This window comes from Candidatus Binatota bacterium, from assembly GCA_012960245.1.
Classification (GTDB): domain Bacteria; phylum Desulfobacterota; class Binatia; order UBA1149; family UBA1149; genus UBA1149.
Genome location: DUBO01000056.1, coordinates 84,064 through 98,774, shown reverse-complemented (window position 1 = coordinate 98,774; position 14,711 = coordinate 84,064). Strand labels below are relative to the sequence as shown.

At 64.0% G+C, this 14,711-nt stretch carries 15 protein-coding genes and 1 pseudogene; 10 read left to right on the top strand and 6 right to left on the bottom strand.

The annotated features are described in order from the left end of the window. Nucleotides 1–30: 30 nt before the first annotated feature. The 9 genes and pseudogenes from EYQ35_11315 to EYQ35_11275 all read left to right on the top strand — a co-directional run bounded on the left by EYQ35_11315 (nucleotide 31) and on the right by EYQ35_11275 (nucleotide 9,070). A complete protein-coding gene (locus EYQ35_11315) occupies nucleotides 31–1,581 on the top strand; it encodes a methylmalonyl-CoA carboxyltransferase (GenBank protein ID HIF64723.1) in 1,551 nt (516 codons plus the stop codon). Nucleotides 1,582–1,583: 2 nt separating this feature from the next. Beyond that, complete coding sequence (locus tag EYQ35_11310; GenBank protein ID HIF64722.1) at nucleotides 1,584–1,940, top strand: hypothetical protein; 357 nt, start codon at nucleotides 1,584–1,586, stop codon at nucleotides 1,938–1,940. Nucleotide 1,941: 1 nt separating this feature from the next. Further along, complete coding sequence (locus tag EYQ35_11305; GenBank protein ID HIF64721.1) at nucleotides 1,942–2,370, top strand: biotin/lipoyl-binding protein; 429 nt, start codon at nucleotides 1,942–1,944, stop codon at nucleotides 2,368–2,370. 15 nt (nucleotides 2,371–2,385) lie between these two features. After that, the gene (locus EYQ35_11300; protein ID HIF64720.1) at nucleotides 2,386–3,507 is read left to right on the top strand and encodes a sodium ion-translocating decarboxylase subunit beta; all 1,122 of its coding nucleotides are present in this window, start codon (nucleotides 2,386–2,388) and stop codon (nucleotides 3,505–3,507) included. A 37-nt stretch (nucleotides 3,508–3,544) separates the two neighbouring features. After that, nucleotides 3,545–5,197: a methylmalonyl-CoA mutase gene (locus EYQ35_11295; GenBank protein HIF64719.1), complete on the top strand. Its 1,653-nt coding sequence runs from the start codon at nucleotides 3,545–3,547 to the stop codon at nucleotides 5,195–5,197. 4 nt (nucleotides 5,198–5,201) lie between these two features. Then, nucleotides 5,202–5,563: pseudogene (locus tag EYQ35_11290) on the top strand (hypothetical protein). 6 nt (nucleotides 5,564–5,569) lie between these two features. Next, a complete protein-coding gene (locus EYQ35_11285; GenBank protein HIF64718.1) occupies nucleotides 5,570–7,663 on the top strand; it encodes a VacB/RNase II family 3'-5' exoribonuclease in 2,094 nt (697 codons plus the stop codon). Continuing rightward, nucleotides 7,573–8,958, top strand: a complete 1,386-nt coding sequence (locus EYQ35_11280; protein HIF64717.1) for a trypsin-like serine protease — start codon at nucleotides 7,573–7,575, stop codon at nucleotides 8,956–8,958. The genes EYQ35_11285 and EYQ35_11280 overlap by 91 nt, the downstream gene beginning before the upstream one ends. Beyond that, nucleotides 8,726–9,070: a PDZ domain-containing protein gene (locus tag EYQ35_11275; GenBank protein HIF64716.1), complete on the top strand. Its 345-nt coding sequence runs from the start codon at nucleotides 8,726–8,728 to the stop codon at nucleotides 9,068–9,070. Before EYQ35_11280 ends, EYQ35_11275 begins: the two co-directional genes overlap by 233 nt. Before the next feature lie 104 nt (nucleotides 9,071–9,174). Here EYQ35_11275 and EYQ35_11270 read toward each other — a convergent pair whose 3' ends face one another. From EYQ35_11270 to EYQ35_11255, 4 genes are read right to left on the bottom strand one after another with little or no spacing between them, the layout of a single operon-like run. Next, the gene (locus tag EYQ35_11270; GenBank protein HIF64715.1) at nucleotides 9,175–9,411 is read right to left on the bottom strand and encodes a hypothetical protein; all 237 of its coding nucleotides are present in this window, start codon (nucleotides 9,409–9,411) and stop codon (nucleotides 9,175–9,177) included. Beyond that, the gene (locus EYQ35_11265; protein HIF64714.1) at nucleotides 9,404–10,156 is read right to left on the bottom strand and encodes an HAD family phosphatase; all 753 of its coding nucleotides are present in this window, start codon (nucleotides 10,154–10,156) and stop codon (nucleotides 9,404–9,406) included. The genes EYQ35_11270 and EYQ35_11265 overlap by 8 nt, the downstream gene beginning before the upstream one ends. After that, on the bottom strand, nucleotides 10,141–10,485 hold the full coding sequence (locus EYQ35_11260; GenBank protein HIF64713.1) for a histidine triad nucleotide-binding protein: 345 nt from the start codon (nucleotides 10,483–10,485) through the stop codon (nucleotides 10,141–10,143). The genes EYQ35_11265 and EYQ35_11260 overlap by 16 nt, the downstream gene beginning before the upstream one ends. A gap of 54 nt (nucleotides 10,486–10,539) precedes the next feature. Then, nucleotides 10,540–11,586, bottom strand: coding sequence for a hypothetical protein (locus EYQ35_11255; protein HIF64712.1), 1,047 nt, complete (start codon nucleotides 11,584–11,586; stop codon nucleotides 10,540–10,542). A gap of 182 nt (nucleotides 11,587–11,768) precedes the next feature. On the opposite strand from EYQ35_11255, the gene sppA reads away from it, so the two are divergent. Further along, nucleotides 11,769–13,475, top strand: coding sequence for a signal peptide peptidase SppA (gene sppA, locus EYQ35_11250; GenBank protein HIF64711.1), 1,707 nt, complete (start codon nucleotides 11,769–11,771; stop codon nucleotides 13,473–13,475). Between the two features lie 15 nt (nucleotides 13,476–13,490). On the opposite strand, the gene EYQ35_11245 is transcribed toward sppA, so the two are convergent. Both EYQ35_11245 and EYQ35_11240 read right to left on the bottom strand, forming a co-directional pair. Continuing rightward, nucleotides 13,491–14,315, bottom strand: coding sequence for a hypothetical protein (locus EYQ35_11245; GenBank protein HIF64710.1), 825 nt, complete (start codon nucleotides 14,313–14,315; stop codon nucleotides 13,491–13,493). 18 nt (nucleotides 14,316–14,333) lie between these two features. Beyond that, on the bottom strand, nucleotides 14,334–14,690 hold the full coding sequence (locus EYQ35_11240) for a hypothetical protein (protein HIF64709.1): 357 nt from the start codon (nucleotides 14,688–14,690) through the stop codon (nucleotides 14,334–14,336). Between the last annotated feature and the right edge of the window lie 21 nt (nucleotides 14,691–14,711).

Here is a 14,711-nt window from a genome sequence, read left to right as displayed (position 1 = left end):
ACGCGAAGAACCAGGGGAGCGGAGAACAGGATGGCACTGGACCGGGTGTTAAACGAGCTTGAGCGCCGTAATGCTGCTGCCGAAGCGGGCGGTGGCGAACAGCGTATAAAGAAACGTCACGACAAGGGGCAGCTTACCGCCAGGGAGCGCATCGAACTGCTGTTCGACGTGGGCAGCTTCGTTGAGCTCGACCGGCTGCGAACCCATCGCTGCGACGAGTTCGGCATGGGCGACAACAAGGTGCCCGGTGACGGCGTGATTACCGGCTTCGGCACGGTCGAGGGCCGCACCGTGTTCTGCTACTCCCAGGACTTCACCGTGCTCGGCGGCAGCCTCAGCCACACCGTGGCCGAGAAGATCTGCAAGATCATGGAGATGGCCACCACCGCAGGCGCACCCATAGTTGGCATCAACGATTCGGGCGGCGCGCGTATCCAGGAGGGAGTGGAGAGCCTCGGTGGCTACTCGGACATCTTCTACCGAAACACTATGGCCTCGGGTGTCGTGCCGCAGATATCGCTGGTCATGGGCCCCTGCGCAGGCGGCGCCTCGTACTCGCCGGCACTGACCGACTTCATAATGATGGTCGACAAGACCAGTTACATGTTCATCACCGGCCCGGAGGTAATCAAGTCGGTCACCCGCGAAGAGGTCAGCCAGGAAGATCTCGGTGGAGCCATGGCCCACAACAGCCGCAGCGGCGTGGCCCACTTCGTGTCGCCCGACGACCAGGCCTGCATAGCCGACCTCAGGCGACTGCTGTCCTTCCTGCCGTCAAATAACGTCGATGACCCACCGCTGGCCGACACTGGCGACCCCCAGGACCGGCTCACGCCCGAGCTCGAAGACCTTATTCCCGAGAACCCGAACAAGCCCTACGACATGCACACGCTGGTGCAGGCAGTGGTCGACGGCGGCAGCTTCATGGAAGCCCACGCCCATTTTGCCCTGAACGCCATCACCGGTTTTGCGCGTATAGGCGGACGGCCGGTGGGTATAGTGGCCAACCAGCCCATGCACCTCGCGGGCTGCCTCGACATAGACGCGTCGAATAAGATCTCGCGCTTCGTCAGGTTCTGCGACTGCTTCAACCTGCCGGTGATCACCTTCGAAGACGTGCCGGGCTACCTACCGGGAACAACCCAGGAGTGGGGTGGCATCATCCGCCACGGGGCCAAGATCGTTTACGCGTACGCCGAGGCCACCGTACCCAAGATCACGGTCATAACCCGCAAGGCTTACGGTGGCGCCTACGCCGTCATGGGGGCCAAGCACGTTGGCGCTGACCTCAACCTCGCCTTCCCCACCGCTCAGATCGCGGTGATGGGAGCCGACGGTGCGGTCAACATAATCTTCCGCAAGGAGATCAAGGAAGCCGACAAGCCCGAAGAGCGCCGCAAGGAGCTGGTCGAAGACTACGGCAACAAGATAGCCACCCCCTTCAGGGCCGCTGAACTGGGCTACATAGACGAAATAATTTCCCCCACGGACTTAAGGGTACGCATAGCCCAGGGGCTGGCCATGCTGGCCAACAAGAAAGCGACTACGCCGGCGCGCAAGCACGGCAATATCCCGCTGTGAGCATGGACGCCGGGGCAGTATCGGGGCCGAGCATGGCCGTGCTCGGCATAAGCATGGTGTTCCTGGCACTGCTGTTGTTGATAATCGTCATCGGCATCATGGACAAGGTACTGGCCCGGATCGAAGGCAAAACGGCCGTGCCTGCTCCGACAGCCAGCCTTGCCAGCGAAGACGGCGTTTCGGCTTCCGCGGCGATGGGCAAAGCCGAAGGGCAGGAAAAAGACGATCTGACCTCCGTGGCACTGGCAGCCTGGGGGCTGCACCAGCGGCGCCGTGTCAGTGTGCGGCCGGCCGCCAACAGCAGCAGGTGGGCCGCGTTGGCTCGTGCAAACCAACTGGCCGGAACCCGAGGGAGATAGAATGGCTGTTTACAAGGTCCGCAGTGGCGGCAACGAATACGAGGTAACGGTAACCGACCACGCTGGTGGCGGGGCTACGGTAAGAGTGGACGGGCAATCCTTCGAGGTAGAGTCGGTCGGGCCGGCGGTGGCGCCCCCTGCCGCCGCTTCACCGCTGGCAGCCACGCCGGCCGCGGCTCCCCCGGCACCGGCAAGGCCTGCGCCCGCGGCCGGTGGCAGCGGCTCGGTCACGGCTCCCATTCCCGGGGTAGTGACCGCCGTGCTGGTGAAAGCCGGCGACACTGTTGCTGCCGGGCAGATAGTGCTCAAGCTCGAAGCAATGAAAATGGAAAACGACATCGCTACCCCGGCAGCCGGTACGGTCAAGGCCGTGCACATATCACAAGGCAGCGAAGTCAACAGTGGCCAGTTGCTGGTCGAGGTCGGCTGACGGACACCCGCCATGATGGATTCCCTGGCTCACTTTCTCTCGCAAACCGGATTCGCGCTTTTCCCCCAGAACCCCGGCTCCCTGCTGATGATAGGCGTCGGGCTGCTGCTCATAGGCCTGGCCATAACCAAAAATTACGAGCCCCTGCTGCTGGTGCCCATAGGCTTCGGCATGATCATGGGCAACATCCCCGAGGCAGGGGCGTCTCCCTTTGATGAGCACGGGGTCATCCACTACCTCTACTTCGGCGTCAAACATGAGATCTTCCCCGCGCTGATCTTCCTCGGCCTGGGAGCGATGACGGATTTTTCGGCCATGCTATCGCAGCCCCGGCTTATACTGCTGGGCGCGGCTGCGCAGGCGGGCATTTTCTTTACTTACTGGGGTGCGCTGGCGCTTAATTTCACCCCCCAGGAAGCCGGTGCCATAGGCATCATCGGCGGCGCCGACGGGCCCACCACGATTTTCATAACCGCCCAGCTGGCCCCGGAATTATTGCCGGCCGTTGCCGTGGCGGCTTACGGCTACATGGCCCTGGTACCTATAATACAGCCCCCTATCGTGCGCCTGCTCACAACCCGCGAAGAACGGCTGATACGCATGAAGGATCCGCGCGAGGTGTCGCGCGCTCAGAAGATACTGTTTCCCATAGTGGGCTTTATCGTCTGCACGTTGATCGCACCCAAGGCGACAGTACTGCTGGGAATGCTGTTCTTCGGCAACCTGCTCAAGGAGAGCGGGGTCACCGACCGCCTGGCCAACACGGCGCGCAACGCTTTCATAGACTCGATCACCATAATCCTGGGCATCTGCGTGGGCGCCGGCGCCACGGCCGAGCGTTTTCTACGTGTTGAATCGTTGCAGATCTTTGGTTTGGGGCTGGTGGCCTTCTGCATTGCCACCGCCACCGGGGTGGTGTTTGCCAAGATCATGAATCGTTTTTCGAAGGACCCTATCAACCCCATCATCGGTGCTGCCGGGGTGTCGGCCGTACCCATGGCCGCGCGCGTGGCCCTCACGACCGCGCAGAAAGAAGACCCGACAAACTTTCTCATCATGCACGCCATGGCCCCCAACGTGGCCGGCGTGATCGGCTCGGCCGTGGCAGCCGGCGTGCTCCTGGCCATGCTCGGATAATCAGGCCAGCCCGACTGATCGACGGAGACCCGAAATCATGAGCAACTTTCACGAACAACTCGAAGACTGGGAAAACGCCACCCTGTCCAAGGCACTCAAAAAGAACTCCGAGCGCCGGGAAAACTTTACTACCACCTCCAACATCCCAATAGAGCGGGTGTACGGCCCGGCCGATAGCGACTACCCCGACAAGCTGGGACTTCCCGGCCAGTTTCCCTTCACGCGCGGGGCCCAGCCCACCATGTACCGCGGCCGCTTGTGGACCATGCGCCAGTACGCCGGCTTTGCCTCGGCCGAAGAGAGCAACAACCGCTACCGCTACCTTCTCGACAAGGGCACCAACGGCCTGAGTGTGGCATTCGACCTGCCCACGCAGATGGGCCACGACTCGGACCACGCACTATCGGCCGGCGAGGTCGGCAAGGTAGGCGTCGCGATCGATTCGCTCGAAGACATGGAAATCCTTTTCCGTGACATACCGCTCGACGAAGTCACCACCTCGATGACCATCAACGCGACTGCTTCGATACTGCTGGCGCTTTACCTGGCGGTGGCCGACAAGCAGGGCGTGCCCTGGGACAAGGTGGGTGGAACCGTACAGAACGACGTGCTCAAGGAGTACATCGCGCGCGGCACCTACGTCTACCCACCCACGGCTTCCATGCGCGTGATCACTGACATCTTTGCTTTCTGTACCGAGAAGGTCCCGCGCTGGAACACGATCTCGATCAGCGGCTACCACATCCGCGAAGCCGGTTCGACGGCAGTGCAGGAAGTAGCCTTCACGCTGGCCGACGGTATCGCCTACGTGCAGGCCGCGATCGACGTGGGCCTCAATGTCGATGATTTTGCCGGTCGCTTGTCGTTCTTCTTCAACGTGCACAACAACTTTTTTGAAGAGATCGCCAAGTACCGCGCTGCGCGTCGCCTGTGGGCGAAGATCATGAAGGAACGCTTCGGCGCCACCCGCGAGCGCTCCATGATGCTGCGCTTTCACAGCCAGACCGCGGGCTCATCGCTCACCGCCCAACAACCCATCAACAACATCGTGAGGACGGCCGTACAGGCGCTGGCCGCCGTCTGCGGCGGTACACAGTCGCTGCACACCAACTCCTACGACGAGGCCATGGCCTTGCCCACCGAGGCCGCGGTAACGGCAGCGCTGCGCACCCAGCAGATCATAGCCCACGAGTCAGGCGTGGCCGACTCGATAGACCCCATGGGCGGTTCCTGGTTCGTCGAGCAGTTGACCGACGAAATAGAGCAGCGGGCCGAGCAGTACATCGAGCAGATCGACAAGCTCGGCGGAGCGGTGGCTGCCATCGAGCGTGGCTTCCAGCAACAGGAAATCCAGCAGGCCGCCTACGCGTACCAGCTGGCACAGGAGAGCGGCGACAATGTCCTGGTGGGAGTAAACCGCTTCCAGGCCGACGAAGAAGCGCCCGTAGACCTGCTCAAAATAGACGCGTCGGTAGAAACGAAACAACTCAAAAAGCTAGCTGACCTCAAGGCGAGGCGCGACAACGACGCCGTGCGGGCCGCGCTGGCGTTGGTGACCGAGACCGCGAGGGGAGACGGCAACCTCATGCCGGTGATCGTCGACGCGGTTAAAACTTATGCCACCCTGGGCGAAGTGTCCGACGCCATGCGAGAGGTATTCGGCGAGTTCGACGCACCCGTGTTTATCTGAACCAGTGGGTGAAGTCGCGACCAGGGCCTTCCTGACCCGTGGCGTGGGGCGGCACAAAGAAAAACTAACGGCCTCGGTGAGTGTGGCCGTACCCCGCGACCGTTCGATGTACGGCTACCTGGGCGAACACCATTCCTTTGGCGAAACCGACGCGCAGGCCGGTGATTACACCGAGTATCTCGCGGCCCGGACGCTTGCCAAGATACTCAACGTAGATTTCGCCCCAGACACCAGCTACGACGAAAGAAGGCGTACTGGACACCGAGCGATCAGATCGTACGCACCCGCAATGTCTTGCAATCGGCCAGGGGGGCTACAGCCAAGCGTTGGAAGGTCCTGGTCGCCGCCTGCGTGTTCGTCCACTGAGATCCCATCGACGTGAGAAAGAAAAATAAACCCGACAACGAAGCAGTCGTCCTCGCGCGACTGCGTAAATCGCGCAAGCGTTACACCCCGGTGGCCGAGCTCCAGGCGAGCACCGAGCTTGAGCCGGCCGAGTTCGAAGAGGCACTGGCCTCGCTGGCCAAGCGCGGTGAACTGCTTCGCCGAAAGTCCCGCGTGGGCCTCACCCGAAAACTCGGGCTGGTGGCCGGCAGGGTAAGACGCCGTAGTCGCGATGCCCTCATCATCCCGCTGGACGATTCGCAGGACGCGTTGCGCGTGTCGGCAAACGCGCTGAGGCCCGCCATGGACGGCGACCTGGTGCTGGCCGAACCGCTGACCAGGAGTACCCGGAGGCCTGCGAACGCGGCCATACACAGCGTGCTTGAGCGAGGCCGCAAGGTCATCACCGGGGAGATGTCGACGCGCAACCGCAGAGTGTTCATTCCCAACGACCACGCCATTGACTACGAGGTCCGGCTTGCCCACGACAGCCCCCCCGCGCAGCCCGGCTGCCTGCTCAAGGCCACCATAAGCCGCTACCCGGGCCGGCACGACAACATAGAGGTCCGCATCGATGGCGAGGTAGAAAGCCGTGGCCCACTGGACAGGGAGATCGCCATCGCCTGCGCCGAGGCTTCGCTGCCGGTTGAGTTCAGCGACGAGGTGCTGGCCGAGGCCGAGCGTTTTCGTGAACCCGGCGACAGGGACGCCGAGGAACGACTCGACCTCAGGGACAGTCACTTCGTAACCATAGACGGAGCCGACGCCAGGGATTTTGACGACGCTATCTGCCTGTCGCGCAAGGGTAAGGGCTGGCTGCTCTGCGTGGCCATCGCCGACGTGTCCTGGTACGTCAAGGACGGCAGCAAGCTCGACGCCGAAGCCTTTGACAGGGGCACGAGCGTTTATTTTCCGGGCTATGCCGTGCCCATGCTACCGGAACGAATCTCCACCAACCTTGCCAGTCTGCGCCCGGACCGCGACCGGCTGACCGTCTCGGTCGAGATGACCATAAGCAACAGCGGCGAAGTCACCGATGCCACCTTTGCGCGCAGTATCATACGCAGTAAGGCGAGACTCACCTACCAGTCGGTGCAGGACTGCCTCGACGGGCAGCCGGAGGACATCGACAGCGCGACCGCCGAGATGCTCGGACAGATGCAGCGCTGCGCTGTCGCCATGAGGACGGCCCGACGCAAACGCGGGTCACTGGAGCTGGACCTCCCCGAAAGCCAGGTACAGGTCAACGACAACGGCGACCCCGACGTTATCGTCAACCGGCCGCGGCTGGCCGCACACCTTCTCATCGAGGACTTCATGCTGGCTGCCAACGAAACGGTCGCCGACAAACTCGACCGAGAAGGACCGGCTTTTCCTTACCGCGTGCACGAGCGCCCCGACCAGGCGGCTATGATATCGCTTGCCTCGCGCCTGCCCGCCTTGGGGCTGCGGCTGGACACTGCCCCCGAAAACATCAAGCCGGCCGACCTGCAGGCCCTGCTCGAGAAGGCCGCCCAGCTGCCGGGCTCGGGCCAGGTGAGCCTGATGATATTGAGATCGATGATGCGTGCGCGTTACACCGCGTATAAAGATCAGCACTTCGGCCTGGCCAGCCCCTGCTACGCGCACTTCACCTCACCCATACGGCGCTACCCCGACCTGCTGGTGCACCGTGCGCTGGTGGCCCGGATGGGCGGGCGCGCCGATTCGAGACCGGGAAAGGCAGCGATCGAGTCGATGTCAGGGGACTGCTCACGTCTCGAGCGCCGAGCAGAGGCGCTCGAACGCAGCGTGACCCGCGCCGCGTGGGCCATCTACCTGAGCACCCGCATAGGCAGGCGTTACGACGGCACCATCAGCGGCGTGGCGCCGCACGGCTACTACGTGCGCCTGGATGACAGTGGCGTTGAAGGGCTGGTACCCTTGTCTCGGCTGGACTACTACGTGGACCACGATGAGGATCGAATGGAATTGATGAGTCGCGATGGCAAATGGACCGCCAGGCCAGGGGACCGCGCCCGCGTGCGGGTGGTTTCCACCGACGTGACGAAACGGCGGATAGACTTCGAACCGTGCGATTGATCAGCCCGACATACCAGCCGCCTGTCGCGCTCACGCTGCGATTGCTCCCGCTCGCACTCGCAGCCGCAGTGGTCCTGCCCGCCTTCGCACCCGCCGTGACCGACGCGGGCAAGGCTTCGCCGGACCGCAGCGTCAGGCGCACACCGGTGGTGGAGGCCATAGAGAAGGTCAGCCCAGCGGTGGTCAATATCTACACCGAGACCATAGTGGACGCGCCGCTGGGACGTCGCTCGCCGTTTTTTGGCGACCCGTTTGTCGATGATTTCTTCTCCGACTTCTTCGGCGAGATGCAACCTCGCTCACGACGGCAGAAACGAAGCTCACTGGGGTCGGGCCTGCTCGTTGACGCCGACGGCACCATCGTCACCAACGAGCACGTCATCCTGCGAGCCACATCGATACGCGTACTGATGTCTGACGGCAGAGAGTTCGATGCCAGCCTGCAGGGAGCCGACTCGGATTCCGACCTCGCCGTGCTTCACATCGACAGCGACACCCCCCTTCCCTTTGTCCCGCTGCCATCGGACGACTCGGTGATGATCGGCGAAACGGTCGTAGCCATAGGCAACCCCTTCGGACTGTCGCACAGCGTGACGACCGGGGTCATCAGCGCTGCCGGGCGAACGATCAACGCCGGCAGGCTCGTGTACCACGGCCTGCTGCAAACCGACGCTTCGATCAACCCCGGCAACTCGGGTGGGCCACTGGTGGACGTTGAAGGACGCTTGCTGGGCATCAACACGGCCATACACCGCGACGGCGAGGGAATAGGCTTTGCCATTCCCAGCGCGAAAGTCCGTATCGTGGTCGAGCAGATCCTCAACTACGGCTCGGTTCAACCGGCGTGGCTGGGGCTCAAGGTGCAGGGTCTTACCGGAGAAATCGCCTTTCATCTGGGCGTAGACAGCGACGGCGGAGTACTCGTCCGGGGCGTAGAAAAGGACAGCCCGGCAGCCGAAGCCGGCGTGGCTGCGGGCGACATCATAGGCGCTATAGACGGCGACAAAGTACACAACATGGCCCAGTACCAGGCCCAGTTGGCCGGCCGGCGAGACCCTCGAGGTGGGCGTGTTGAACGACGGGGTGCTGCGCTCGCTGAAACTGCAGGTAGCAGTATACCCAGCCGAGCGTATAGACCGGCTGGCGTGGCAGGGACTCGGGCTGAAGCTGGTGGAGCGCAAGGAAGGACCGCTTGCTGTTTCGGCGGTGAGAGAAAACAGTCCGGCGGCCGAAATCGGCATCAGGCCAGGCGACGGAATAAGCTCGCTCGGCGGCCGCGAGGTGGCCGACCGTGACGCGTTTCGCCGCCGGCTAGCGGCGCTGCGCAACAGCAACGCGGTACTGGTCTCGGTCGTAAGGGGGCGCAATGTCTACCGCGTAACGCTGCCCTTGAAGCGCGAGTTCTGAAACGTTCCCTGACGCCGAGAACAACGGATCCCGCTACGCCGAATAAAACGCCACCGCCTGCAAGGCCACGACATGCGAGTCCGGCTGGATGCCGGCCGCCGGCTTCATCGTGCCAGCTCGTCGAGCAGCAGGGTCATGGCCTCCGCCGCCATTTCGCGGGCCGCCTGCCGCAGTTCTTTTTCATCGTCCTCGAGCATTCCCAGGAAACGACTCAGCGCCGCGAAGTAACGCTCGAGGTCTTCCGCCTCGAGCTCGGGCAGACGGCGGTCCATGAGCTCAACAAAGATCTCGTGTGAAATGGCTATCTGTTCCAGGATTTCGCCGTTGCTGTTTTTACCCACGCCTCTTGTCTCCCGCCCTGTCCAGCAAGCCACGCAGGGTCTCAACGCTGACGTCGGCCAGGCTGTCGACCACCAGGTCGGCGTCCAGGCTCGCGGCCGCAAAGGTGTTGGTCACCGCCAGCGTATGCATACCGGCTGAGCGGGCCGAGACCAGGCCGGCCGTCGTGTCTTCTATGACCACGCAATTCTCGGCCGCTATGCCAGCGCCGGCCTCGCGACCAGCCCCCTGCTGCAACAAGCGCCGGGCCCTGTCGTAGGTCTCCGGGTCGGGCTTGCCCGCCGATACGTCCTCGGCTGACACGATGACCTCAAAGCGACTGGCCAACCCGGACTGCGCCAGCACCATCCGTATTTCGTTACCAAGCGCTCCCGAGCCGATGGCCAGGGGCACGCCCGCTTCGGCCAGGGCAGAGATAAGCTCTTCGACACCATCAAAGAGGCGAGCGCCGCCCGCCGCCAGGCGCTCAAACTCGGCGGCCTTATCGGCCATCAATCTGAGCAGGGCTTCTTCGTCCAGGCTCACTCCCCTATCACGGAAGATCACGGTGAAGCCGTCGCGGTCGTCGTAGCCCACGTAGCGTTGGTAATAATCCTCGTCGCTGATTTCCATGCCCAGCGACAACAGGGCGTGCCTGAAGCCAGCCAGGTGCAGTCCCTCGTCGTCGGCAATCACCCCGTCGAAATCAAAAATAACAGCGCCCAGCATGCCCTTGCCCTGCGTACTCCTGCTCAGCCCGGCGGCCACGCCATCGCGCGTCCGCCCAGCAGGTGAAAGTGTACGTGGTAAACTGTCTGCCCGCCGTCGCTCTTGCAGTTGGCGACCACGCGGTAGCCGTCGTCACTGAGGTCGTTTTCAGCGGCAAGGCGAGCCGCCAGGCGATAGATACCAGCCACCAGTGCACTATCGGCGTCCTCGAAGTCGAGTATGGTAGCGATGTGCTTGCGGGGAATGAGCAACAGGTGCAGCGGCGCGACCGGATTTATGTCGCGGATCGCAAACAGCTGGTCGTCCTCGTAAACCTTCTCGGCCGGGACCTCACCAGCGCCAATCGAACAGAAAAGACAGTCCGCCATGCAGCCGTCAATGCCACGCCACGGGCACGGGCGCAATCGCCAGCGTCGGCCGCCTCACGCGCAGCGCGCCAGCAGGGCGGCGAGCGCTTGTTCCCCGCTGTTGTCACAGCCCAGGATAAATCCGCCCGTCGAGGATGTCAGCTGCTCTATCCTGCTCGCGATCTCGGAAACAACAGGCGGGCAACCCTCGAGGGCTTGCTCAACCTGGTCGATCAAGTGAAACGGTGCCAGCAGGTCTCCGCATATCTCTATGCCCGACAGCGAGACATCGCCCTCCGTGCCCGGGCCGACCCCGCTGCACTCGAGCATGCCCAGCATGGACGGGCCGGCAGCCAGCAGCCGCCCCGCAGCAAGACTGCCCCGCTCGCGTTGGAAGCAGTCCCAGGCCGAAGCATCGGCCGTGAGCCCTTGCCCGGGAAGCGAGCCCGGCGACAGCTTGCAGGCAAAAACGCTGGCAGACTCCAGCGCCATCAGCCGGGCCCAGTCGATCTGCTGATCAACACCGAGTTGGGCAAGGCTGCAGCCCGCGTCGAGTCCACCCAGCGCCTGGCCGGTTATTCCAGCGGGATCCAGCAGCTCGAGCAACGAGTCAACCACGCCCGGCGCCTCGGCCGTAAACAACATCTGTTCGACGACGCAGACCCCGTCAGCAAAAACAGAATACGCTGCGTGGGCCACAGGCCTGGAGTCGACGGTGACAAGATCGCGCCCCGGGTAGAACGGCTCAAGCCCGGAGCGGCTCGATAACTCTGCCCTGAGACAAGCGAGCAGGGGCCTGAGCGCCCGGTTGAGTACCTGCCCCGGCCCAAGGCCACCAGCGCCCTCGTCGAGCCAGTCCACCGATGGCAGCACGAAGGCAAATTCCTGTACGGCTGGCCCCGCGGGCACATTTCGTCCGCCCGTCAAGCGTCGCTCAATGGACTCGGCACCCTCGGCACGCCGGTGGAAGCGCCCCAGGCTCACGCCCTGCTCACTGCGGGTCCAGGTCAACAGCCAGGCGCAGCCCAGGTCGGCCGCCAGGGTGGCAGCCAGTAATTCGGCCCGCCAGGCCTCGTAACCCGACACCGAGCCCAGTTCAACGCTTATAAGATCCCGTGACACCCCGCGAGACTAGCAGATCACCCCGTCGGCAGCAGCCCGCCACCACGATCCCGGCTTGCAGGCCCGGTCCGCAAACGCGTCACTGCCGGCCAGCTGTGATACAAGGAAGGGCCTGCCGTGGTCCGGCCGGGAGACAGCAGGCCCAGGAGTGATTCGCGGCGAAGATTCCCGGCGGAGTAAACATGCGCATCAAGAAACGATGGATCGTGCTTGGATTGCTGGCACTGGCTGTTTTCGTCCTTCTCCGCGACTCGGAGCCGGACGTACCCAGGGGCAGCTATCTCGTGATCGACCTCGAGGGCACCTACGCCGAGCTCCCGCCCGGACGTGACGCCCTTGACCGGCTGCTCGACGACCGGCCGGCTTTTCTCGACCTGCTCGCCACCCTGCGCAAGGCCCGCCACGACGAGCGCATCGACGGGGTGCTGCTGCGCGTGCAGGACACCCAACTGGGCTGGGCGCAGGCCCAGGAAATCCGTACGTCGCTGGCCGGCCTGCAGGACGCCGGTAAGAAAGTCGTGTCGCTGCTCGACAGCGGGTCGTTCGGCAGCAACAGGGAGTACTTCATCGCTTCGGCGGCAGACGAGTTGTACCTGCCCCCAGGATCCTCGGCCATGCTCAACGGCATGGCAGCGCACTTCGTCTTCCTGGGAGGCGTCTGGGAAAAGATCGACATCGACATGGAGGTCGAGCAGATCCGCGAATACAAATCGATGGGTGACATGATAGGCCGCAGGGGCATGTCGGCGGCCCACCGTGAAGCCGCTGACTTTCTGCTCGACGATCTCTATGGGCAGTTCGGCGTGTCCATCGCTTTGTCGCGCGGGCTCGAGCCCGGCGAGTTGCCCGCCGTGGTGGACGCGTGCCCGGCGTCGCCAGAAGCCTTCATGGATTCGGGCCTCGCCGACGGCGTGCGCCACATGGACCAGTTGCGCGAAAACCCAGCCGACGGCCCTTCCCCTCCCCTGGTCTACGAAGAAGACTACAGGCGCGTGAGTGCATCATCGCTCGGACTGGGCGGCGGCGAACGGGTGGCCGTCATCCACGCCGCGGGTAACATCGTGAACGGGGAGAGCAGGGCCGGTGGAGCGACCGGCGCGTCGGTTGGAGCCGACACCCTGGCGCGGGCTTTTGACGAGGCCCTGGCCGACGGCGTAAAAGCCATCGTGTTGCGCGTGGACAGCCCCGGCGGTTCGGCACAGGCGTCGGACCAGGTCTGGAGACTGGTGCGAGCCGCATCTCGAACGACGCCCGTGGTGGCTTCGCTCGGCAACATCGCGGGCTCGGGCGGGTACTACATGGCCTCTGGCGCCGACCGCGTGCTGGCCCAGGGAATGTCCATCACCGGATCGATAGGAGTGGTGCTGTTCAAGCCCAACGTGGCGGGCCTGCTGGGCAGGCTTGGCATAGGCAGCGAAACGCTCACCAGGGGCCGCTACGCGGGCCTGATGGACATCAGCAAGGGTTTTGACAGGGCCGAGCTATCGCTGGTACGCACGCAGATGGAGCGCACCTACCAGCTCTTCCTTCGGCGGGTGGCCCGGGGCCGGTCGCTGAGCATAAACGACGTGGACAGCGTGGGCGGCGGACGCGTGTGGAGCGGGCAACAGGCGCTCGAGCGGGGACTGGTAGACGAGATCGGCGGCTTTGAGCAGGCGGTAGCCGCCGCCGCCACCGCGGCTACCATAGAAGACATTGATTCTGTTGAGCTGGTTTACTACCCGCGCAGGGAAAAACTGGGCGAAAGGCTTTCGCGCCTGCGTGGATCGGTTGTATCCACCGTGAAGCTGCCGCCCTTGCTCGGGCGGCTGGCCGAGCTGGTGGAACCGGCCGCTGCTTTGCGGCCAGGCGTGCAGCTACTCTCCCCGGCGCTACCGGTGATCAACTGACCGAACTCGCTGCGTCTACTCGCTGCGGTACACGCGCAGGGGCATGCCGACGCCGCTCATAGCCGGTAGCTCGGCGGCTGACCCTGCGCGCAGCGCCAGCTCGAGTCGGCCGCCGCTGCCCTCGAGGGCCAGCAGCTCGCCCTCGCCCACGTCGGCGTAGCAGCGACTGAAGCCATCGATGACCAGCCCACCGGCCGCGGTCTTCAACTCGCCCGTCCCCGGCAGCCCGGTTGCGAGTGAGGCAGCGATGTTGGTCACCATGTTGCCGAAACGATCGACGTGGATAACCTCGCCCTCGAGCTGTCCGCCAACAGACTTCGGCACAGGCAGTTGCAGGCGCTCGAAGTCGCCCACCGGGTCACCCAGGTCGCCGGCGTCAGCCCCCGCAACCAGCGCGGCCGCGGCCGGGGCAAACAGATCGCGACCGTGGAACACCGGCGATACCGGTCGCGAGGAAACTCGCCCGACGTCGAGTTTCCAGCAGGCCACCGGCTCTCCGAAAGCCAACGAGAGCAACCCGTTGTCTGGTCCCAGGGCAAAACTCCCGTGCTCGTCCTGAAGCAGCAGTGCGTTGCGGTCAGAACCGACACCGGGGTCTACCACGGCCAGGTGGACCGTTGCCGGCGGAAACCAATTTATCGCCGCTTCCAGCGCCAGCGCGCCGGCCAGCACATCGCCCATGGGCAGGTCGTGGGTGATATCAATTACGCGCAGCTCTCTACACGCGGCCAGCAGTACTCCCTTTACAGCCCCTGCGTAGCCGTCGACACTGCCGAAATCCGTGGTCAGGGTAACCAGGCCCGACATGGATGCGTCGCGGTTATCGCTGGGAGGGGCCATCTCGACCGAGCCGTGGCTTCAGCCCTGCGGCTCGTGGGGCGTGCCGGTTTTTTCCTGTATGCGCTGAAGGCCGGCCTCCACCTGCTCGCGGTCCCCGGCTCCCAGTCCCTCGATAAAAGCCGACACCAGCATGCGCATCATGGCCCCCTCGGCCGGGTCGAGACGGTCGCCCAACTCTACGAGGTCGGCCATGGCCGCCGCCAGCGCGGTCAGCGCCTCGGGACTGCGGCCGTCGTCGCGCGCCGCCATCGCCTCTATGAGCCGGGCTTTCACCCTCTCGACCACCGGCGCGGCCTCCGGACCGATCACGGTCACCAGCTCGCCCAGTCCACCCGCCAGTCTTTCGATAGCCCACAATCGTTCGTCGGTCGCCATGCAGCGATTATCGGGTAGGGT